This window comes from Pseudaminobacter sp. Soil_N_29 (assembly GCF_057656055.1).
Map to the genome: position 1 here is coordinate 15,493 of NZ_JBDGLC010000004.1, position 20,477 is coordinate 35,969.

The window sequence follows — 20,477 nt, forward strand, 5'->3', positions numbered from 1 at the left end:
GTTCAGGCGTGTTTCGATGCGGTTCTGGCGCTTGTCGCCCGGCGAATGAGACGTGCGAGCGCAATGCCGCCAACCATCGCGGCAACGAAGATGAAGGCCTCGGTCTTCATGAGACCGATTGCGGGGACGGCGCCGCCGGGGCAGAAGCCGGCAATGCCCCAGCCGATGCCGAAGGTTGCCGAGCCGGCCAGCAGCGGCAGGTCGAGATCCTTCCTTGTGGGCAGATGGAACTTCGGCTCGAAAACCGGCGCCGCGCGTTTGAGGACCAGGAGATAACCAATGGCCGTGACCGCCAGCGCGCCCCCCATGACGAAGGCGAGCGAAGGGTCCCAGGTTCCGGCGATATCGAAGAAGTTCAAGACCTTGGCGGGATTGATCATGCCCGAGATGGCGATGCCGGCGCCAAAAATCAGGCCTGCGATGAGGGCGGACAGAATTCGCGGCATCAGAAGCCTCCCAGAACGTGGCGGACAATGAAGACGGTGACGGCCGTGGTCACCATGAAGGTCAGTGTGGCGGTGATCGAGCGTACCGACAGCCGGGCCATCCCGCAGACTCCATGTCCGGAGGTGCAGCCGGAGCCATAGGTGATGCCGACACCGACGATCAGGCCGCTAATGACAATCCAGGGCGTCGGAACGGTGGTCTGGAAGGGAATGTCGTAGCCGCCGACGGTCAGGATCAGGGCTGGCGCTGCAACCGCGCCAGCCAGGAAAGCCGCCCGCCAGGCCCAGTCGGGCGAGACTGGAGGCAGGATGCCGCCGAGTATGCCGGACATGCCGGCGATACGGCCGTTGAAGGCCATCAGCAAAACGGCGGCAAGGCCGATCATCGTTCCGCCGAACAACGAGGCGAAAGGGGTAAATTCGGTCATGATGTCAGCTCTTTGTTGGTTGAGATCTGGTTATCCGGCCTGCAGAAGAGCCGGTGCATGGTGTCGATGAAGATTTCGACACGGGGATCGGCCAGCCGATAGAAGACCTGCTTGCCCTCCTTCCGGCCGACGATCAGACCCGCCTCCCTGAGTTCGGCGAGCTGTTGCGACAGCCCCGGCTGGCGGATGCCGAGAAGGTCCTCCAACTCGCGCACCGAGCGCTCTCCATCTGTGAGCGCGCAGGCGACCAGAAGGCGATCCGGGTTCGAAAGCTTCTTCAGAAAGCTCGATGCCTCATCGACATTCGCCTTCATGTTCGCCGCTTGCCGCGAAAGGGTCTCCGTTGATGTCAATCCAGTGATCTCCGGCTGCTTTGTAGGTATCGTGAGGTCCCCTCCAGGACACTCGTTTAGTATGGCTAGGGCTGCTGCGGGACTGTAGGGGCCCCGCACAGGAATGAGCGTAGTCCGCCGCGCTGCAGCAGCCATTCATGAGCTCCGAGGCTTCCTCGCCCCGGCATCGGCCGGGGCGATTTACACCAGGCCTAGGGCCGGCGGTCTCACTTTCGGGCCTCCATCGCCGAACAGGTGCTCACGCCCAAAACCGCGTATAACGGGCAACTGGAAATGAGGCCGGTCACAAGCGGCACGATTCCGACCAGACCCCACCAGCGCATGTTGCCCTCGAGGAAGTAGACGAGAGACAGCAGGGCAAGCCCGACGACGATCCTGACGATGCGGTCAATGCTTCCGACATTCCTTGTCATGAGGACAGCTCCCTTGAAAAGCTACACTTAACATATAACGCTTTCGAAAAAATGCAATCATAAATTTCTTGCCATTTGCAAACGCCTGAAATTGAGGGGGCGCAAGACAGCTCAGTCAGTGTGATCCATCTGCCATCCGACACTTGAGACATCAGCCATGCCGGAAAGCGAGCCGTGATGTTGGCGGTCGAAGCCGGCCAGGGCGTTCTGCGAGCATCGCTTGCACTGTGCGCCGATGCGGTCAAAACCGGCGGGGTCAAACGATTGACGGGCTCGACGCTACGGGTGGCTGAAGGTTACTGGATCACTTGGCTGCGCGACCGACCAGCTTTTGCCGACAGAGCCCCGAACGGCGGCTTACCGCCATCGTGAATCGAAAGCCGACAGTCCGTTGTCGGCCCCGAACCTGCCCCGGCGGCTACGCGACAACCAGATGTTTGACCCCGGGTGTTGATGAAGCATCCTTGTCCTACGGCACTAAGGATGCGCCACTAAAGCCAGAGACTACACATCTAGAGGCTGACTTCGCGCAGTAGCGCAGTTGTCCGCGCAAGCCTGCGAGCAAGTAGCGTTGCCGCCTCGCGAAAAATGTCACGCGCAAGTTGGGGGTCGAGGTCGGCAAGGTGGTCCATACCCGAGCGCCCAACCGACCGGATAGAACTTTCTTCGTCGGCCACGATGGTCGCGGTGCGCGGCGTGTCGGTCAGAAAGCCGATCTCGCCCACCAATGCGCCCGCAAGAAAGCTGGCAACCGTGATCTCATCGCCGGACGGGCCTTTGACGTGGGCCGAAAGCCTACCGGCTTCCAGCAATATCAGCCGGTCGGACGGCGCACCCTGGTGAACGACCACTGCGCCGGCAGGCACGTCCTCGCGGGCAAACAGATCGTCACCCAGCAATGCCGTCGCGCGCTCGATCAGATTGGCGAAGGCGCTTTTGGGCTGCGACCCCGCCAGCTCGGCGCGGTGCAGCCGGGCCTCCTCGACAATGCTCAGCGCATCGTCCAGTGTCGGATGCCGTTCCACGCGATCGACCAGCCCCGAAGGGCCGAGCGTCCGCATCAACGCGGGCGCAACATTTGTCAGGATCAGTCGAACACCCGTGGCCCGACAGAATTGTTCCAGTTTTCCGAAGTTGTAGATCGCCGAGACGTCAAGACCCTGCACCCGGCGGAAGTCGACGATCAGCGCGCGGTGGTCGCCCGGCATGCCTGCGATCTGCCCGGCGATCTGGTCGAAAAGTGTGTGTGCTGTGCCGAAGAAAAGATAGCCTTGAAGCTCGTAGACCAGGGTCGCCCCACCCTGTTCGGTGAGCAGGCGTGATGCCGCGTCGGATCGCTCCGTCGTAGACAGACGCAGCGTCCCGTTCACGCGCGAGCGGACCACGTCCAGTCGCGCGTAGTTGACCAAAAACAGCACCGAAGATGCAAGTATGCCTGTCCCGACGGCCTCGAGAAAGCCAAAGCTCGCGGCGACGCCGACGATTCCCAGCAGCACCGCGAAATCCTGAGCCGGCATACGGCGGCGTTCCACCCAAAGCCATTCATACAGGAAGTCCAGTCCCAGATAGACCACAACCGCCGCGAAAACACCCAGCGGCAACGCCGCCAGGACATCCGCGCCAGCGATCAGCGCAATGCCGCAGGCCAGCGCAGCGCTGCCGCCGATCCAGCGCGATCCGCGGCCGACAAGCCGCCGCCCCAAAAGGGTGTCCGAGAGGACATGATAGCCGACCAGCCCGCCGCCGCCGGCGACCAGCAGGTTGGCGGCGCCCGTTACGCGCAGTTCGCGGTCCAGATCGACCGGCGCGCCGGACGCGACTTCGATGCCGGATGCGTTCAGGATTACGCCCACCAGCGCAAGTCCGACCAGTGTCAGAAGGGCTGGCGTTTCGGCCAGTATCGCGCTGTAGTCGGCCCGGATGACCATATCGGCGCTGATCATCTGCCATTCGCCCGCACCCGAGCCAAACGGTCCCAGCAACAGCCCCATCTGTCCGGCGCTAGCCAGATCAATGCCGGCGAGCGCCAGGCCTGCGTAGAACACCGCAAAGCTGACCGCCAGGACAGCCGGCAGGCCGAAGTCGCTCGCCTTGCTTCGCGTGACCCACAACAGGATCAACGCCAGAACCAGCACCGGCCCCCATCGCCAAAGGGCTGGCAGTGACAACAGGCTGCCGGCCGAAGGTGGAACGGCCATCTCCAGTCCGACGCGCAAAAGGAGATAGCCGCTGGCGGCCAGAAAGCCGCCCAGCACCGGATACGGGATGAACCGGCCTAGAGACCCAAGCCGCAATGCGCCCAGCACCAGAAAGGCCACCCCGACCAGGGCCGCTGCAATTGCCGCCAGCATGGTGATCGTGGCCAGCAACGTCTCGGAGTTGCTGGTTCCAAGTCGGACCGCGATCGTGCCGGCGCTGATCGACAAGATGACCGCAGTGACGTCCTGAGGTTGACTAATCGTGCCGCGAAACGTCGATCCGAGCGCGCCTGCAAGCCCAAGGACCAGACCGCCGAACAGCCCCATTCCGACACCATGGCTGAGGTATGGGGCGAGGGGACCGGAAAATACGATGACGGAAAACGAGACCGTGTTGACGACGGCCAGCGGCGCTATGATCAAGGCGGCCATTGCCAGGCGCAAGGAACCAATGCGTTCGGCCTCTGCTATCGTCTGCGATGTCATTGCCGCCCTTGCGCCTCACATTTGCGCGACAGTGGTGCCCCTATGCCCGCCGGCATCGGAGCGGATTGCGTGGTGAAAGGGTGCGTGTGCACCTAAAGCGTGCAAATATCGAATAGACGCGCGATGCGCCGATATCCGATCTGGCTTGCACGCCTGCCTGTCAGGATGACGCGGCTCGTGACAGTCGGCTCCGCACGAGATCGCCCCAGTGCGGGCGGGCCTGTACGGCAGGCTGCCCGGTCTGTATGTGCTCAAGGATCAGGGATGCGATATCCATGCCTTGTGTCCAGCACTCTTCGTGCAGGCCGGACCCGTGCGTCCAGCCGCCTGCAAAATAGAGGTTGTCCCGCCCCTGCAATGGCACAATGGCGGCCTGTGCCTGCATGCAGGCAAAATCGAAGACATTGTGGTGCAGATAGGCCATCGCCGGGTTTCCGGCGTCGTCTTTGAGCACCATGTCCTCGCGGATCGGCAAGTGCGGGTTCACCGACACGAAAAACTGCGGCAGGCCGAACTTGTCGTATTCGGGATTGGCGGCGTCATTCTGGTGTCGGTTGGCGACGTAGTTGATGACATAGGGGTGCATCGCTACGGAGCCGGGTTCGTGAATGACTATGTTGTACGTGCACCAGGCGTTCTGGTCGACGGGCAGCAGGCGATTGTCGACATGGGCAACGCTGACGGCGGTTTCATAGCTGATCTGAGCCAGGATGTTGGCAACCTGCGGCGGCAAATCGCGCATCAACCGAAGCGCGTCATTGGCGTGAGTGGCGAGGACCACGATGTCGACATCGGCCGTTTCGGCACCGTTGGCGTCCTTGACGGTCCAGCCCGGCCCGTTGCGCGAAACGCTCGCCTGAAAATCTGCGACCATGCGCACGTCCAACTGGCTTTCCATGAAGGCAGTCAAAGCCGTGATCCAATGGCTTGAACCATTGACGAAATAGTTCCGTTGGGCTGATGCGCCGCCTGCACCTTCCTGAATTTGATAGTAATGCATCACCGCATAAAATGGCATCTTGCGCGGGCCTAGTTCAGACGATGTGAAGTACATGCCGTTGACCCGCGGGTAGATAACCCACGGGCCAAGCCGGGGATCCCAGTCGAGTACACTGGTCTTTTCATCGATGTAATTCTCGAGTGTGTAATCGTGGTACTTGGAGTCATTCACATCCTTGGCGGCCGTCTTCATGAAGCTGTCCACGGTCTTTTTCAGCGCCGTGTCAATGCTGGTTCCCCACCAAGGAGTGGCATTGTCGGTAAAATACAGCGACCCATCGCCGTTGTAGTAGCTTGTCGTGTCCTCCAGCGGTTTGTAGTCGACGCCGAACTTGAAGTTGATGGCGTTCATCACCCTGACGATCTGGGTATAGGTGGTCGCATTGAAATCGTTGACGCCCAGATCGGCCCATCGGTTGACCGGCCCGTTCGGGCCAATGCCAAAGCTGAAATTCAACGTGTCGGCATTGCCGCCAAACCGGGGCTTGGACTCGAAAACGGCCAATTTGGGAGAAGGCAGGCCCTTTGCCTTGGCCTGGGCCTTCAACTCGTACGCAACGGCAAGGCCGCCGATTCCACCTCCAATAATCGCGATTTTCATGCGCTTCCCCTTCTTTTGCCTGTTCAGGCTGTGGCTTTGTTCACTCCTGCAGATATCGTTGCGAGCGCGCGGTCTATCGCCGGCACGGCGGTGTGCAATTGCGCGGCCAGTGCCTGCTCTCTCAAGGCGCGCAACCGCTCGCCAGCGTCGCGCCCTGCGGCGGCATCAGTGATCGCATGGGCGCGGGCAATGAAGAATTCTGACCACGGAGTGGGTTCTTCGGCGGTATATTCCGCCAGCAGGTCCGCATGGCGGCGCATCTCGGCCCAATCGCCGACATTGGCATTGGCCTCCATGGCATTTGCGTAAAACTGGAAATAGTTGTGCCCCACCGCGCCAGCGCGCAGTCGTGCCTCGCCTTCGGCCAGGGCTTCGGCACGGCGCCCGGCGTCGGGCGTGGTCAGCGCAACGGTTGACAGCAGCCAGGGTCCTATGAACGCCATGGCATCGAGGTCGCGCAGCTGTGCCAGCGCTTCTTCGGCGACAGCCGCAGCCTCGTCCCGGCGTCCCTCGACAAGTCGGACCCGCGCAACGGTTTCCTTCAGGAATGGCTCGAAGCGCCGCGCGCCGAGCTGCGCGGCCAGCCCCAGGCCGAGGTCCATCTGCGACTGAGCGGCCGTGGCGTCGCCCATCGAAACCAGAACCCAGCCTGCCGTCAGCCGCGAAACGATTTCGGCTCGCGCGAGTCCCACCCGCTGCGCCAGCCTTGCCGAAGCCAGCGCTTCGGCAAGCGCGCTTTCGGTATCGTTCATGTAGATTTTCACCGTCGCCAGCATGAAACGATTGGCGGCTTCGACGGCGCCGAGATGGTGTTCCTCGCACAGCGCAAGGCATTGCTGGATCACGCTGTGGGCGGTGAACAGACGGCCGCGGGCATAGTGTGCGTCGCCCAGCCCACTCAGGGCAAGCGCCCGGCGTTCGGCGTTGCCCGCGCGTTCAGCATAATTCAGCGACAGTGCATGTTCGCGCAGGCACCCGTCGAGCTGTCCGCGCGGGAAATGCAGGCTGCCCCGGAAATAGTGGATCTCGCTCAGTTCGGGCGCCAGGTCGGCGGCTGCGGCAATGGCCTCGGCTTCGTCCAGCAAGGCAAAGGCGTCATCGATCCGATCCAGGATCCGCATTGCGGAAATAATCCCGATGAGCGAGCGGCATTGATCCGCGGGAGTGAGCGCGATTGCGCTGGCCGCTTCGAAGGCGGCGATAGCTTCCGTGGCGCGACCCAGATCCCGCAGCATGTCGCCCTTCAATCGCAAGAGGTCGCCATGCACGGCGTCTTGGGCGGCCAGCGCCACGCCGCGCTCGGCAAGCGCCAGCGCAGAATCCTTTCGATGGGCAGCCAGCGCGTCCCGAGCAGCGGCAAGAAAGGCGGCGGCCGCACCTTCGTCACTTGCAGCTGCGAGATGCTCGGCGTGGCGCAGCGCGTCCACGGGGCGAAACCACTCTGCCGCCCGCCGGTGTTGCGTACGCAGGTCATCTCGCAGCATGGTGCGCAAAACCGCGTCGCGGATCAGCGCATGGTCGAACAGATAAATGTGATTGTGCGCGCGGATCAGCGATGCCTCGATCAGCGGACGTTCGTCGTATACTTCGATCCGCGCAACCGCCATCACCTCCGCCATGGAAAAGCGCTGGCCCAGAATGGCGGCGGCTTCCAGCACCTTGCGATCCATCGGCGACAGCCGGTCAAGCCGCGACTGGATGATGCTCTGGATCGAACCGGGCAGCGTATCGCCGCCCTGTTCGTGGGCGTGGCGCAAGAGTTGGTCCAGATACAAGGGATTGCCTTCGGCACGGGCAACGCATTCGCGCATTACCGCCTCTGATGGGCGGTGCGTTGCGTGAGCCAGGCGGTACGCGTCTTCAGCGCTTAGCGGAGCAAGGTCGATACGGCTCAGCGTTGCCTCGCGTGCTTCAGCGCACCAGCCTTCATTCAGGGGATAACCTTCCGGCCGAGCGCTCATCAACAGAAGTATGGGCGCATCGGCAGTCACTGCGGCGACCTCTGCAAGCTCCCTCAGCGTCGTGCGGTCGGCCCAATGAATATCCTCGACGATCAGCAGCAACTGCCCGGTAGCCGCCACTGCGCGCAGCACCTGTCCCAGCATTGCGCGCAAGCCTTCCTTTCGCGCCGCATCGCTCATGGCGTCGTGGATCTGCCGCGCCTCTTGATCCAGCGGGGCGCCAAGCACGATGGTCAGGAACATCGCCGCCGTCTCGTCGATCGTTCCGCAGGATTTTTGCTGGAGAACGACAGACCGCACCGCCGATGCCTCGGCCCGTTCGCTGAGACCAAAGAGGCTGCCCAGCAAAAGCCGCACCGGGCTCTGCGCATCGCTCAGGCCAAAATCAAGAACCAGTGCCTTGTGCACCTGGAACTGCTGATCTGCGGCGATCCGGGCAAACTCTTCGATCAGGCGCGACTTGCCCAACCCTGCCTCGGCGACCAGGGCGATCGCGCCACCCCTTGCCGATGCCTGGCAGTCGCTCAGGGCTTGGGTGAACTGTGCGACCTCGTCGGCGCGGCCGATCAGCGGATGATCGGCCGCGCTGTCACGAAAGCCAACCAGCCGATAGACTTCGATCGGCTGGTCAAAGCCTTTGACGGTGAGACTGTCGCGTGCCTCGCATTCGATCCGGTCACTGAGGGCCTGGTGGATCAGCCGGGTGATCAGCGTCTCCGTGCCCTTTGCCTGATTGGCCAGCCGGGAGGCCAGGTTGACCGAGTCGCCTGTCAGGGTGAATTCTCGGTCTTTTAGGGCGCCCATTCCCTGGGACGAAAAAATCACATTTCCGGCCGCGACACCGATGTGAACACTTAGCTGGCGCCCGAAGCGGGACGAAATCTCCGTCATGGCGCGATGCATTTCCACCGCGGTGCGCAGCGCGCGTTCGGCATCGTTGCCATAGGAGATCGGTGCGCCGAAAACTGCCATGACGCAGTCGCCGATATGACGGTCCACCGTGCCACCCAGGCGCCGGATGATGGCATCGAACCGGTCGTAGAATTCGCTCAGCAAGGAGTGCATATCCTCGGTGCCCAACTCCTGCGAGAGCTTGGTATAATCAGTCAGATCGGCAAAAACCGTGGTGACCTCGCGTCTTTTCGCACTTGTGGGCGACGTTCCGTCCGGCCGAAGCGGGGCAGGGTGCAGCGCTGCTGGCCGTTCTGCGATAGCTGCCAGTATTTTCTTGCGATGGCCAAGCGACGTGACGCCAATTTCGCGCAGGTCGTCGGCGGTCAGGTCCGCCAACATTGAATCGTCGATATGGTTGCTTTCAAACAGCGCGCCATAATGCGTGAAACCCAAGTCGGCGAGAATCTCGGACAGGGCCGACATTTGAGTATTCCGCTCCTCTCCAGCGCCACGTGGTCATCGCAACGGCCGCGGCAAGATGTGCCTCAATTTTCACTCAGCCAATGAACTGCCAAACCTGCTGATGCATCGATCCGAAGACAAGAGTCGAAACTCGACAAGCACGATGCGTAGAAACAAGATGTGTGGGCTCAAGGTGCCTGCACGTCTTTGCGCGTCCAGATGGATACCACGCCGATCAATCACCTCATGATTGTCAAATGCGGGTCAAGCGTCAAGGAGTTGTATTCAGGGTCATGGTCCGATGACTGGCTGGGCATTCGGCAATGGCGACCGCACTATTTGTCCGCCCCGCAATAACACTCAGTTGCATGTTGGTACGCAGCAGCTTGTCACACAGGGCGACGAAAAAGCTCGCTTTGAGCGCGTTGGCGATCTGGGGGCGGTGTTCCATCAGCGAACGCAGCCGCGCGGTCTCTATTTGCCACAAAAGACCAGGTTCGGTCAGCGTCACGGTGGCGCTGGCGGGAGCGGATGTCGAGACGGAGATCTCACCCACGAAGGTGCCGCTGGCGCAAACGCCGACCAGCTTTCCATGAGCGACCACGGCGGCTTGTCCGCTGCTGAGGTAGTAGAGCGCCGGCACTGCCGCGCCCTCCGTGCACAGAATCGTGCCCGCCGCAAGGTTCGACCACTGCCCGAGATCCAGGAGGATGCGCTGCTGCCCGGTTGGCAGGCCAGCAAAATGCTCATCCATGAACCTGCGTTCGTCTGGACTGAAACGGGCGCGGCTGTTCTGCCAGGCGCTGATGCCGAGCTGCAGCATGTTCACCGTGATCAAAGTGGTTTCCCAGAACACGCTGACCGGGTCGGTCAGGATAAAGATCGCGTAGCAAATGCCGGCGACGGCCGACAGGACAACGAAGATGCGAAGCCACAGCAACCGGCGCATGACCATCGAAATGACCAGTAGCAGATATGCGAGATGTCCCAAAAATCCGCTTGGAGACATGGCTGATTCTAGACTCAGTTCTATAGCAATTACCCCGCATTGTCAGAAGGTAGAGCCATCATGCATGGCTGTTAGCAGATCAATGCTGATAAACTGTCGGATGTTCGGCCGCGTCAAGGTAAGATATATTGTGTGAGATACCACATCAATCCAAGAGGTGGTCGTTATCGTGATAGAGCCGGCGGAAAGTCTGTTTATTCTTTTGGTCATGTTACAGGTAAAGCACCTGTTTGCTGACTACGGTCTGCAATTTGGCTTCATGTTGCGTGGGCGCGATGACTTCTTCCATGCCGGTCGGCTGGCGCATGTCGCCATACACGCGGCAGGCTCTGGACTTGCATTGTTTGTCCTGGGCACACAGGCGGGCCTGTTGCAGGTTCTCGTGGTTGCCGAAGGCGTTGCGCACTACCTGATCGACTGGTCCAAGGCCGCTTGGGTGGCCAAGCGCGCGCTGACGCCACAGGACCGTGGCTTCTGGTGGGCAACAGGCGCCGATCAATGCCTGCACCAGCTTAGCTACCTTGCCCTTTGCTGGGGCTGGTTGACACTGTGAGCTAAACACTTTGCACCTTTCAATCGCACCGGGCGGGACGAATGGAGAAGCCCGGTTTTGTTCGGCTAATCTCCTGCGTGAATGAATCCTTCTCGGGCGGGACGATCGAAGGATACGCGTAGGTCTCGATTGGGTGGGAAAGCGGACAGGCAGGTTTTGGGCAAATGCGCCGGGAAAGCTGCCCTTCTCACAACTCCCAACCTAGTGATCAAAGTCTATTGGTGCCGAGGCGCCCAACGCACTCGTCGCTCGCTGCGCTCGAGCTTAGCAACTCCTCTGAGGAAACCTGCGTCACTCCAGCCGCCACAGTCGGTTCCGCCGTAGGCTGGCGGCTTGCCAGGGCTGCCCGACACCCACCGGACCCGACCGCCATCGCTCATCTCCACAGGCGGAGCGATAGGGAGAAATGCCATGGTTGGGGTCATAGAACACAGCGTCTTCGTGCAAGATCTCAGCGCTTGCTGCGCGTCGACGCACAGGGTCACAAGGCCCTATCCATGCACCGAACATCGAGCGGCCTATTGCACCAATGGCATGTCAGCGGCGTCAATCTCAACTCCCAGCAGTTCTGCTCGCCCCGCCAAGATGGCGATATACTGGCGCAGTGCTCGCTCTTCGACCACCGCGCAAAGTGTTTCGCCGATTTGCTCGCGCACTTCTTCGAAGGGAATATCCACGCCCGGAATGCTTCGGTCCACCGAAACAATGTGGAAGCCGAAACGAGTTTTCACCAGATGCGGTAGGATGCCGAGCGCATCGATACGGAACAGCGCATCCTCGAATTCCGGAACCATGTCGCCGCGGCCGATCTGGCCGAGATTGCCGCCTTGTTCGCCCGACGGGCAATTGGAAAGCTCGCGCGCCATCTCGGCAAAGCGCTCCGGTTCGGCCAGAAGCTCGCTGAGCGCCTGTTCGGCGCGGGCGCGGATGACGGTGATGTTCACCGAAGGCGTGACCTGGAACAGAATGTGGCGCGCGTGAACCAAGTCGCCCGAGCGGAATTCTGCTCGATGTGCCTCATAATAGCGTCGGCATTCTTCATCGCCCGGCGTCGGAACCTGCACCTCATGCGCCAGCAACTTTTCGATTGCCACATCCAAAATCGCATCGTCGATGGCACTTGGGTCCAAGAAGCCAGTTTCGGCTGCCCGTTGACGAAGCAATTCATGTATGGCCGCGAATTTCGCGTCTTCCCCATCATCCGCAATCGGAACGCCATTCACGTAAGCGGTCATGGACGGATCGGCTCCTTGGCACGCGTCTGCGGCGTTCGCACGATCTGATAGGGCCGAAACAGGTAGGCAAGTGCGCCCACGCCGCTCCAGATATGAATCATGCGGGTGAAGGGCGAGATCAAGAACAGGGTGAAGCCAAGCAGGACATGCAGCTTGTAGGTAAGCGGCACGCCGGCCATGTAGGAAGACGCATTCATGTCGAGCGTGACGATGCCCTTCACGTAGCTGGTCAATGTTTCAAACAGCGCGCCGTCCATGTGAAAGGCTGAAAGCGGTACGGTAAGCAGCCCAAGTGCAAGCTGGAGCCAGATCATGACGACCACGGCGATGTCCCATTTGCGGCTATTGAGCCTGATGCGGGGATCCGCCAGGCGGCGATAGATAAGGATCGAGAGGCCTATCGTGGCGATGAGCCCGGCGATGCCGCCTACGATCATGGCAAGCAACTGGTGCATGGTCGGGGAGAGAAAGGGCGAAACCAGCCAGTGCGGCGCGAGAAAGCCGACGAAGTGGCCGAGGATGACGACAATTACGCCGTAATGGAACAAGTTGGAACCCAGGCGCAACTGGCCCGAGCGCAACATCTGCGAAGAATCGCTCTTCCAAGTATAGGGCTCCCGGTCGAAGCGGATCAGGCTGCCGAGCAGCAGCACCATCAGGCACACATAGGGATAGATCCCGAAGAGGAGCGTGTTGAGACTGTTTTCGGACACGGCATTCCTCCCTTTTCTCAGAGCTTGGGGTGGTCGCCAGCCGGCTCCGCGAAGGCCGGCTGTTCGGCCCAGTCGCGATCGAGCGCGGCAGGATGCTCCTTTACCGGCTTGATCTCGGCTGCGTTTACCGGCTTCTCTCCGGCGATTACGAGCAGCGCCTGTAGAACAGCCGCATAGCGGCTTTGTCGAGCAATCAGCGAACGGGTGATGGCGGCCAGTATGTGGGCACAGTCGGCCAGCATGTCGCGCGCCTCCTTCAGGTCGCGGCAGCTCAGATATTCCAACACCACCGGCAGGTAATCCGGAAGTTCATGGCCGATCAGCTCGAAGCCGGCGGCTTCATAGAGATTCTTCAGCTCCACCATGGCCGCGCCGCGATCCCGGCTTTCGCCATGCAGATGTTCGAAAAGATGCAGCGAAAGCGACCGCCCTCTGTCGAACAGATCGACATAGCGGGACTCGACGGTGAGCAGGTCCCCTTCGCCCAACTCGCGCACCAGCGCCCCCAGCTCACGTTTCTCCCCGGCCGAGATCAACGGGGAAGCCTCGACCGCGCCAGCAATCTCACTTAGTGCCGCGCGCATATCCGCGGTGGGGTAGGAAAGCAGCGCGCTGAACGCCTTGAACAGGATCATCGGCATGGGTCAGGTGTCCAGAGGACGAATGGGATTGAGCTTGCGTCGGCCCATTTTGCCGCCGAAGAGCGAGGAGTGCGGCGGGCCGAAATCGCAGCCATTGCCGAAGGTGAAGCCACAGGAGCCTTTGAGGCCGTAGGCATCCTCTGCCAATTCGCGGTGCCCGGTGGGGATGACGAAGCGGTCCTCGTAATTCGCGATGGCGAGATAGCGGTGCATCTCCTCCACTTGCCCAAGCGACAGACCGGCCTGGTCGAGTACTGCCTGTCCGTCGCCCTCGCCGAGCTGGCGCTGGCGGAAATGGATGCGCATGGCGAACAGGCGCTCCAGCGCGCTGACGATGGGCGTTTCGTCGCCCGCCGTCAGCAGGTTGGCGAGGTAACGAACGGGAATGCGCAGCGAACGTACATCCGGCAGTTCGCCCACCGTCTCGATCGCGCCGGAATTGGCGTGCGACTGGATCGGTGAAAGCGGCGGCACGTACCAGACCATCGGCAGGGTGCGATATTCCGGGTGCAGCGGAAACGCGACACGCCAGTCCACGGCCATCTTGTAGGTGGGAGAGCGCTTGGCCGCCTCGATCCAGGCATCCGGCACGCCGTCCGCACGGGCCTGCGCCTCGATCTCAGGATCATTCGGATCGAGGAACAGCTTCAGTTGCTCTTCATAAAGGTCCTGCGTGTTTTCGGTCGAGGCAGCCTTCTCGATGCCATCGGCATCGTAGAGCAGCACGCCCAGATAACGGATGCGCCCGACACAGGTCTCCGAGCAGACGGTCGGCTGGCCGGCCTCGATGCGCGGGTAGCAGAAGATGCATTTCTCGGCCTTTCCGGAGGTCCAGTTGTAGTAGATCTTCTTGTAAGGGCAGCCCGACACGCACATGCGCCAGCCTCGGCACTTGTCCTGGTCAATGAGGACGATGCCGTCCTCTTCGCGCTTGTAGATGGAGCCCGATGGGCAGGAGGCGACGCAGCTTGGATTGAGGCAGTGCTCGCAAATCCTCGGCAGATACATCATGAAGGTGTTTTCGAACTGGCCGTAGATGTCCTTCTGCACGGCCTCGAAATTGTAATCCTGCGAGCGCTTGTCGAACTCGCCGCCGAGGATCTCCTCCCAGTTCGGCCCCCACTCGATCTTTTCCATCGGCCGGCCCGAGATCAGCGAGAGCGGCCGCGCCACCGGCGCGGTCGTCAGTTCGGGCGCGTTTTGCAGGTGTTCGTAGTCGAAGGTGAAGGGCTCGTAATAGTCATCGATCTCGGGCAGGCGCGGATTGGCGAAGATCTTGGCAAGGATGGAAAGCCGGCCGCCTTGCCGGGGCACGATCTTGCCGTTCTTCTTGCGTCGCCAGCCGCCGTGCCAGCGTTCCTGGTTTTCCCAATCCTTCGGATAGCCGATGCCAGGCTTGGTCTCGACATTGTTGTACCATGCGTATTCCATGCCCTGGCGCGAGGTCCACACATTCTTGCAGGTGACGGAACAGGTGTGGCAGCCGATGCACTTGTCGAGGTTCATCACCATCGCGATCTGCGCGCGAATTTTCATGGTGCCGTCTCCTTCTGCGCCGGATCGACTGGATTGGAGTGATCGAGCCAGTCGATGCGGTTGAGCTTGCGCACGATGACGAACTCGTCACGGTTGGAGCCGACCGTGCCGTAGTAATTGAACCCATAGGAAAGCTGGGCATAGCCGCCGACCATATGGGTGGGCTTCAGCACAGCGCGTGTCACCGAATTGTGGATGCCGCCGCGCTGGCCGGTGATCTGCGAGCCCGGCACGTTCACGATCTTCTCCTGCGCATGGTACATCATGCACATGCCCGGCTTGACGCGCTGGCTCACCACCGCGCGCGCGGCGATCGCGCCGTTCACGTTGAACAGCTCGATCCAGTCGTTGTCGACGATGCCGGCGCGCTTCGCGTCCGTTTCCGATATCCAGACGATGGGTCCGCCGCGCGACAGCGTCAGCATCAGCAGATTGTCGGTATAGGTCGAATGGATGCCCCATTTCTGGTGCGGCGTGATGAAATTGAGCACGATCTCGGTTTCACCATTGCCATGTTTGCCCAACATGGCGGCGATGGTGCGCGTATCCACAGGCGGCCGGTAAAGCGCAAAGGCCTCGCCGAAATCGCGCAGCCAGCGGTGATCCTGATAGAACTGCTGGCGGCCCGTAATGGTGCGCCAAGGGATCAGCTCATTCACATTGGTGTAGCCGGCCGTATAGCTGACATGCTCGCTTTCGATCCCCGACCAGGTGGGCGAGGAAATGATCTTGCGCGGTTGAGCCTGCAGATCACGGAAGCGGATTTTCTCGTCCTCGCGCGTTGCGGCGAGGTGGGTGTGGTCGCGGCCGGTAATCTTGCCAAGCGCCGCCCACGCCTTCACCGCCACCTCGCCGTTGGTCTCGGGCGCGAGATAGAGAATGGTTTCGGCTGCATCGATGTCGCTTTCGATGCGTGGGCGCCCCTGCGTCGGCCCGCCATCGTTGACGCGGTAGTTGAGGTCGCCGAGGCCCTTCACCTCGGCCTCGGTATTCCAGCTTATGCCCTTCCCACCATTGCCGAGCTTGTCAGCGAGGGGACCGAGCGAGGTAAAGCGGCGATAGACATTCGGATAATCGCGCTCGATCGTTACTATCTGCGGTGCAGTGACGCCAGGCACCAGGTCGCACTCACCCTTCTTCCAGTCTTTGACGTCGATCGGCTGGGCGAGTTCACCCGGCGTGTCGTGCTGAATCGGTGCCAGCACGACGTCCTGCTCGACGCCGAGATGGCCGACTGCCAATTCCGAAAAGCGCCTGGCGATAGTCTTGTATGTTTCCCAGTCGCTGCGCGCCTCCCACACCGGATCCACCGCTGCCGACAACGGATGGATGAAGGGGTGCATGTCGGAAGTATTTAGGTCGTTCTTCTCGTACCAGGTGGCCGTCGGCAGCACGATGTCGGAGTACAGACAACTCGTGGACATACGAAAGTCGAGGGTGGTGACGAGGTCGAGTTTGCCCTCCGGGGCCGGATCGCGCCAGACGACATCCTTGGGCTTCTCACCATCGGTTTCGCCCAGGTCCTTACCCTGCAGGCCGTGGCGCGTGCCGAGCAGATGACGAAGAAAGTATTCGTGCCCCTTGCCGGATGATCCGAAAAGGTTTGAGCGCCAGATGAACAGGTTGCGCGGGAAATTGACCGGATTATCGGGGTCTTCGCAGGCCAAGCGCATGTCGCCTGATCTCAATGCAGCCACGACGTGGTCCTTGATCGGGATGCCTGCCTTCTCCGCCTGTGCAGCAATCCCCAGCGGGTTGACGTTGAACTGTGGCGCGGAGGGCAGCCACCCCATGCGCTCTGCCTTCACGTTCATGTCGATGAAACTGCCGCGATAGTCGGCAGGGTCCGCGAGCGGCGAGAGAATCTCGGAGACGTTCAGACGCTCGTAGCGCCACTGGTCGGTATGAGCGTAAAAGAAGGAGGTGCCGTTCATCTGCCGCGGCGGACGCGCCCAGTCGAGGCCGAAAGCAAGCATGGTCCAGCCGGTCTGCGGCCGAAGCTTCTCCTGCCCGACATAATGCGCCCAGCCGCCGCCGGAAACGCCGACCGTGCCGCACATCATCAGCATGTTGATGATGCTGCGATAGTTCATGTCCTGGTGATACCAGTGGTTCATACCGGCACCGATTATGACCATGGACCGCCCATTGGTCTTCTCGGCATTTGCGGCGAAGCCGCGCGCGACGGTTATGGCATGCTCCGACGGCACGCCGGTGATCATCTCCTGCCAAGCCGGCGTATAGGGCACGTTGTCGTCGTAGGATTTGGCTGCAGCGCCGCCGAGGCCGCGGTCCAGCCCGTAATGCGCACACATGAGATCGAAGACCGTGGCGACACGCGCCTCGCCCCTCGCTAGCTTGACGCGGCGTACCGGCACGTTACGCGTCAGCGTATCGCCATCCTGCGGATTGTCGGTGAAGTGCTCGTGTGCGCGTCCGCCGAAATAGGGGAAAGTCACCGCAAGCGTTTCCTCATGGCTGCCTAGAAGCGAGAGCGCCAGGCTGACATTCTCGCCCGTCTCGCCGTCCCTCGGCTCTAGATTCCACTTGCCCGCGGGTTCCTTGTCTTTCGGCCAACGGTAGCCGATCGATCCCTGCGGCACGACCAGCTCGCCGCTCTCCTCATTCAGCGCCATGGTCTTCCAGGAGGAGTTTTCGGACTTCGGCGCCCCAGGCAGATCGCTGCGGCGCAGGTAACGATCGGCCACCCAGCGGTCGTCCTGTTGCTTGAGCATGACCAGCATCGGCAAGTCGGTGTAGCGGCGGCAATAGTCTTGAAAGTAAGGAACCTGCCGGTCGAGGAAGAATTCCTTTAGGATCACATGCCCCATCGCCATGGCGAGAGCAGCATCCGTGCCCTGCTTGGGGTGCAGCCACAGATCGGCGAACTTGGCGACCTCGGCGTAGTCCGGCGTCACCGCGATGATGCGCGTGCCATTGTAGCGCGCCTCGACGAAGAAATGCGCATCAGGCGTGCGGGTCTGCGGCACGTTCGAACCCCAGGCGATGATGTAGCCGGAATTGTACCAGTCGGCGGATTCCGGCACGTCGGTCTGCTCACCCCATGTCTGCGGGCTCGACGGCGGCAGATCGCAATACCAGTCGTAGAAGGAAAGTAGGGTGCCGCCGAGCAAACTGATGTAGCGCGAACCTGAGGCATAGGAGACCATTGACATCGCCGGAATGGGCGAGAAGCCTACCACCCGATCCGGACCATAGGTCTTGATGGTGTAGACGTTGGCGGCAGCTATCATCTCGCTCACCTCCTCCCACCCAGAGCGGACGAAACCGCCCCGCCCGCGCATGGACCTGTACGACTTTGCCGTCTCGGGGTTCTCGACGATGGAGGCCCAGGCCTCCACGGGCGCGAGCGTCTTACGCGCCGCGCGCCACGCCTTGACGAGGCGGCCGCGCATCATCGGATATTTGATGCGGCTGGCGCTGTAGAGATACCAGCTATAAGAAGCGCCGCGCGAGCAGCCACGCGGCTCATGGTTAGGCATTCCGGGGCGGGTGCGCGGGTAGTCGGTCTGTTGCGTCTCCCAGGTGACGAGCCCGCTCTTGACGTAGATCTTCCACGAGCAGGAACCGGTACAGTTCACGCCATGGGTGGAGCGCACAATCTTGTCGTGCTGCCAGCGGTCGCGATAGCCTTCTTCCCAGATGCGGTCTTCGTCGCGCAGTTCGCCAAGCCCATCGGCGAAGGTGCCACGGCGACGGGCGAGATAAGTCATCCGGTCGAGAAAATGGCTCATTGCGCGGGCTCCTTTTTCAGGCGCGGCGATACCACCATGTCGCGATCGTCATGGCCCATGACGGGCGCCTGGCGTACCTCGGTCAGGTAGCTGAGCATCAGCGACACCGAGACGACGCCGTAGAGCAGCATGAAGCAACTCGAATTGAAGCCGAGCCAGTCCAGGAGACCGCCGAACATGATCGGTAGCAGGAAGCCGCCGAGTCCCCCCACCATGCCGACGAGGCCACTGACGACGCCCAGGTTCTCCGGAAAGTCGTCGCCGATATATTTGAAGGTAGACGCCATACCGAAGGCAAAGGTGACGCCAACGACGAACAGCAGCGGCGTAAACACCCAAGGCGTCAGTGCGATCGTGAAGTGGCGATAGCCGTCGCCCGTGCGAATGGCGAATTCGGTGTGCGGATAGGACAGAAGGAAGAGGGCAACCCACGCCACCCACAGGACCCACCAGGTGACGTTATGGGCACCGAACCGATCCGCGAGCACGCCACCCACGGCGCGAAGCGCACCACCCGGCAGCGAAAAGCAAGCTGCTAGAAGTGAGGCAACCGCAATCGAGAAGCCATATTCGCGCACATAATATTGCGGCATCCAGATCGACAGCGCGGTAAAGCCGCCGAAGACGATCGAATAATACTGGCAATACTTCCACACACGACGGTCACCCATGACCGCAAGCTGTGATCGAAACGAGGTGGCTTTACGTGCCCCAGGATCGGGCGCCGCGAGAAACCAGAATACGATTGCGATCATGAGGAGCAACACCGCGTAAAAACGCGGAACCGCTTGCCAGCCGAAGTTGTTCATCAACACTGGCGCGATGAACATGTTGAGCGCGGCCCCAACCGTGCCGGCTCCAAAGAAGCCCATGGCGAAGCCGCGGCGTTCCGGAGGGAAGAAGCGGGCGACATAGGGTGTCCCGACTGAGAAGGATGCGCCAACCAAGCCTAGCGCGAGCCCGAGCAGCAGAAACTGCCAAAGTTCACTGGCATAGGAGGCGAGCCACAGCGGAACAGCGCATGTGATCAGCAACAGGAACATGACGATGTGGCCGCCGAAACGATCGGCCCAGATACCGAGTGGCAGACGAAATACCGAGCCGGTCAGAACCGGAGTCGCCGTCAGCAGACCGAACTCCGTCGAGTTGAGTTGCAACTGATCGCGCAGCGGAATGCCGATGACACCGAACATCATCCATGCGGCAAAGCACGCCATGAAGGCGGCCGTGCTTACGACCAAGACCGTCATGCGTTTAGCCTCGGACATGACTGCCCCTCGACAAATTATAGGGTAGAAATAATTGCGTAGCAGCCCGACTTGCAGAATTTTCATTATCGCAAACGGTTGCAGTGCGTCGCCGATTCTCGAAGATGCGGGCGTGGAAATCGTTGACCTCGTCCAAGGTCACCTGTCCGTCACCGTTGGCATCCATGACCGCGAAGAGGATCTTCAAACCCACGCCGCGCATCCACGGCGGGCCGTTACGGTGCTTGCGCCATCCGCCTTCTTCACGCGCCTCGGCTGCCCGCTTGCGCAACCTTTCGCACATCATTCCGCCTCTCTCGGGCCGCCTCGGCCTCTCGGGGCTTCTGGCCCTCCCTGCTCTTCCATGCGCTGCGTCATCATCTCACGGAGGGCCTGCCGGATCATCTGGCGCAACTGGTCAGGGCTGATCTGCACTTGCGGCACGCCTGTTGTTGCCGCTGGGCCGTCTGATAGGAAGTTTGTTCCTGCGCAAAGCTCGGCGACGCCGGTAGCGCCACCATTAGTCCCGCCACTGCAATGCCAGCCA

At 61.3% G+C, this 20,477-nt stretch carries 16 protein-coding genes; 1 reads left to right on the forward strand and 15 read right to left on the reverse strand.

Features of this window, described 5'->3' with window-relative positions; all coding sequences use genetic code 11:
* Positions 1-2: 2 nt before the first annotated feature.
* The 8 genes from AC3A4H_RS10835 to AC3A4H_RS10870 all read right to left on the reverse strand — a co-directional run bounded on the left by AC3A4H_RS10835 (position 3) and on the right by AC3A4H_RS10870 (position 10,250).
* Positions 3-446, reverse strand: a complete 444-nt coding sequence (locus AC3A4H_RS10835) for a DUF6691 family protein (protein WP_487766709.1) — start codon at positions 444-446, stop codon at positions 3-5.
* Positions 446-874 (reverse strand): YeeE/YedE family protein, encoded by a 429-nt coding sequence (locus tag AC3A4H_RS10840; protein WP_348781020.1) that lies wholly within the window; start codon positions 872-874, stop codon positions 446-448. The genes AC3A4H_RS10835 and AC3A4H_RS10840 overlap by 1 nt, the downstream gene beginning before the upstream one ends.
* Entirely contained in the window at positions 871-1,188 is a 318-nt protein-coding gene (locus tag AC3A4H_RS10845; RefSeq protein WP_348781041.1) for an ArsR/SmtB family transcription factor, read from the reverse strand. The genes AC3A4H_RS10840 and AC3A4H_RS10845 overlap by 4 nt, the downstream gene beginning before the upstream one ends.
* 245 nt (positions 1,189-1,433) lie before the next feature.
* Positions 1,434-1,640, reverse strand: a complete 207-nt coding sequence (locus tag AC3A4H_RS10850; protein WP_487766710.1) for a YgaP family membrane protein — start codon at positions 1,638-1,640, stop codon at positions 1,434-1,436.
* Positions 1,641-2,152: 512 nt separating this feature from the next.
* Positions 2,153-4,324: a cyclic nucleotide-binding domain-containing protein gene (locus tag AC3A4H_RS10855; protein ID WP_487766711.1), complete on the reverse strand. Its 2,172-nt coding sequence runs from the start codon at positions 4,322-4,324 to the stop codon at positions 2,153-2,155.
* A gap of 160 nt (positions 4,325-4,484) precedes the next feature.
* Positions 4,485-5,924, reverse strand: coding sequence for an FAD-dependent oxidoreductase (locus AC3A4H_RS10860; protein ID WP_487766712.1), 1,440 nt, complete (start codon positions 5,922-5,924; stop codon positions 4,485-4,487).
* Positions 5,925-5,947: 23 nt separating this feature from the next.
* The gene (locus AC3A4H_RS10865; protein ID WP_487766713.1) at positions 5,948-9,262 is read right to left on the reverse strand and encodes an adenylate/guanylate cyclase domain-containing protein; all 3,315 of its coding nucleotides are present in this window, start codon (positions 9,260-9,262) and stop codon (positions 5,948-5,950) included.
* Between the two features lie 250 nt (positions 9,263-9,512).
* On the reverse strand, positions 9,513-10,250 hold the full coding sequence (locus AC3A4H_RS10870; RefSeq protein ID WP_487766714.1) for a cyclic nucleotide-binding domain-containing protein: 738 nt from the start codon (positions 10,248-10,250) through the stop codon (positions 9,513-9,515).
* Between the two features lie 169 nt (positions 10,251-10,419).
* Here AC3A4H_RS10870 and AC3A4H_RS10875 point away from each other — a divergent pair, with 169 nt between their 5' ends.
* Positions 10,420-10,803 (forward strand): DUF3307 domain-containing protein, encoded by a 384-nt coding sequence (locus AC3A4H_RS10875; protein ID WP_487766715.1) that lies wholly within the window; start codon positions 10,420-10,422, stop codon positions 10,801-10,803.
* A 518-nt stretch (positions 10,804-11,321) separates the two neighbouring features.
* On the opposite strand, the gene AC3A4H_RS10880 is transcribed toward AC3A4H_RS10875, so the two are convergent.
* The 7 genes from AC3A4H_RS10880 to AC3A4H_RS10910 are packed head-to-tail and all read right to left on the reverse strand — an operon-like array spanning position 11,322 to position 20,237.
* Positions 11,322-12,038 carry a peptidylprolyl isomerase gene (locus AC3A4H_RS10880; protein WP_487766716.1) on the reverse strand — a complete coding sequence of 239 codons (717 nt, stop codon included), beginning with the start codon at positions 12,036-12,038 and terminating at the stop codon, positions 11,322-11,324.
* A complete protein-coding gene (narI, locus tag AC3A4H_RS10885; RefSeq protein ID WP_487766717.1) occupies positions 12,035-12,751 on the reverse strand; it encodes a respiratory nitrate reductase subunit gamma in 717 nt (238 codons plus the stop codon). The genes AC3A4H_RS10880 and narI overlap by 4 nt, the downstream gene beginning before the upstream one ends.
* 17 nt (positions 12,752-12,768) lie before the next feature.
* Positions 12,769-13,392, reverse strand: a complete 624-nt coding sequence (gene narJ, locus AC3A4H_RS10890; RefSeq protein ID WP_487766718.1) for a nitrate reductase molybdenum cofactor assembly chaperone — start codon at positions 13,390-13,392, stop codon at positions 12,769-12,771.
* A 3-nt stretch (positions 13,393-13,395) separates the two neighbouring features.
* The gene (narH, locus tag AC3A4H_RS10895; RefSeq protein WP_487766719.1) at positions 13,396-14,928 is read right to left on the reverse strand and encodes a nitrate reductase subunit beta; all 1,533 of its coding nucleotides are present in this window, start codon (positions 14,926-14,928) and stop codon (positions 13,396-13,398) included.
* Positions 14,925-18,683, reverse strand: coding sequence for a nitrate reductase subunit alpha (locus tag AC3A4H_RS10900; RefSeq protein WP_487766720.1), 3,759 nt, complete (start codon positions 18,681-18,683; stop codon positions 14,925-14,927). Before AC3A4H_RS10900 ends, narH begins: the two co-directional genes overlap by 4 nt.
* Entirely contained in the window at positions 18,680-19,933 is a 1,254-nt protein-coding gene (locus AC3A4H_RS10905) for an MFS transporter (RefSeq protein WP_487766721.1), read from the reverse strand. The genes AC3A4H_RS10900 and AC3A4H_RS10905 overlap by 4 nt, the downstream gene beginning before the upstream one ends.
* 4 nt (positions 19,934-19,937) lie before the next feature.
* Positions 19,938-20,237, reverse strand: a complete 300-nt coding sequence (locus AC3A4H_RS10910; RefSeq protein ID WP_487766722.1) for an EF-hand domain-containing protein — start codon at positions 20,235-20,237, stop codon at positions 19,938-19,940.
* Positions 20,238-20,477: the final 240 nt, after the last annotated feature.

Excerpts from the sequence above, each read along its gene's own strand:
- AC3A4H_RS10835 (WP_487766709.1), bottom strand. The coding sequence starts at position 446 with ATGCCGCGAATTCTGTCCGCCCTCATCGCAGGCCTGATTTTTGGCGCC.
- AC3A4H_RS10840 (WP_348781020.1), bottom strand. The coding sequence starts at position 874 with ATGACCGAATTTACCCCTTTCGCCTCGTTGTTCGGCGGAACGATGATC.
- AC3A4H_RS10845 (WP_348781041.1), bottom strand. The coding sequence starts at position 1,188 with ATGAAGGCGAATGTCGATGAGGCATCGAGCTTTCTGAAGAAGCTTTCG.
- AC3A4H_RS10850 (WP_487766710.1), bottom strand. The coding sequence starts at position 1,640 with ATGACAAGGAATGTCGGAAGCATTGACCGCATCGTCAGGATCGTCGTC.
- AC3A4H_RS10855 (WP_487766711.1), bottom strand. The coding sequence starts at position 4,324 with ATGACATCGCAGACGATAGCAGAGGCCGAACGCATTGGTTCCTTGCGC.
- AC3A4H_RS10860 (WP_487766712.1), bottom strand. The coding sequence starts at position 5,924 with ATGAAAATCGCGATTATTGGAGGTGGAATCGGCGGCCTTGCCGTTGCG.
- AC3A4H_RS10865 (WP_487766713.1), bottom strand. The coding sequence starts at position 9,262 with ATGTCGGCCCTGTCCGAGATTCTCGCCGACTTGGGTTTCACGCATTAT.
- AC3A4H_RS10870 (WP_487766714.1), bottom strand. The coding sequence starts at position 10,250 with ATGTCTCCAAGCGGATTTTTGGGACATCTCGCATATCTGCTACTGGTC.
- AC3A4H_RS10880 (WP_487766716.1), bottom strand. The coding sequence starts at position 12,038 with ATGACCGCTTACGTGAATGGCGTTCCGATTGCGGATGATGGGGAAGAC.
- narJ (WP_487766718.1), bottom strand. The coding sequence starts at position 13,392 with ATGCCGATGATCCTGTTCAAGGCGTTCAGCGCGCTGCTTTCCTACCCC.
- narH (WP_487766719.1), bottom strand. The coding sequence starts at position 14,928 with ATGAAAATTCGCGCGCAGATCGCGATGGTGATGAACCTCGACAAGTGC.
- AC3A4H_RS10900 (WP_487766720.1), bottom strand. The coding sequence starts at position 18,683 with ATGAGCCATTTTCTCGACCGGATGACTTATCTCGCCCGTCGCCGTGGC.
- AC3A4H_RS10905 (WP_487766721.1), bottom strand. The coding sequence starts at position 19,933 with ATGACGGTCTTGGTCGTAAGCACGGCCGCCTTCATGGCGTGCTTTGCC.
- AC3A4H_RS10910 (WP_487766722.1), bottom strand. The coding sequence starts at position 20,237 with ATGATGTGCGAAAGGTTGCGCAAGCGGGCAGCCGAGGCGCGTGAAGAA.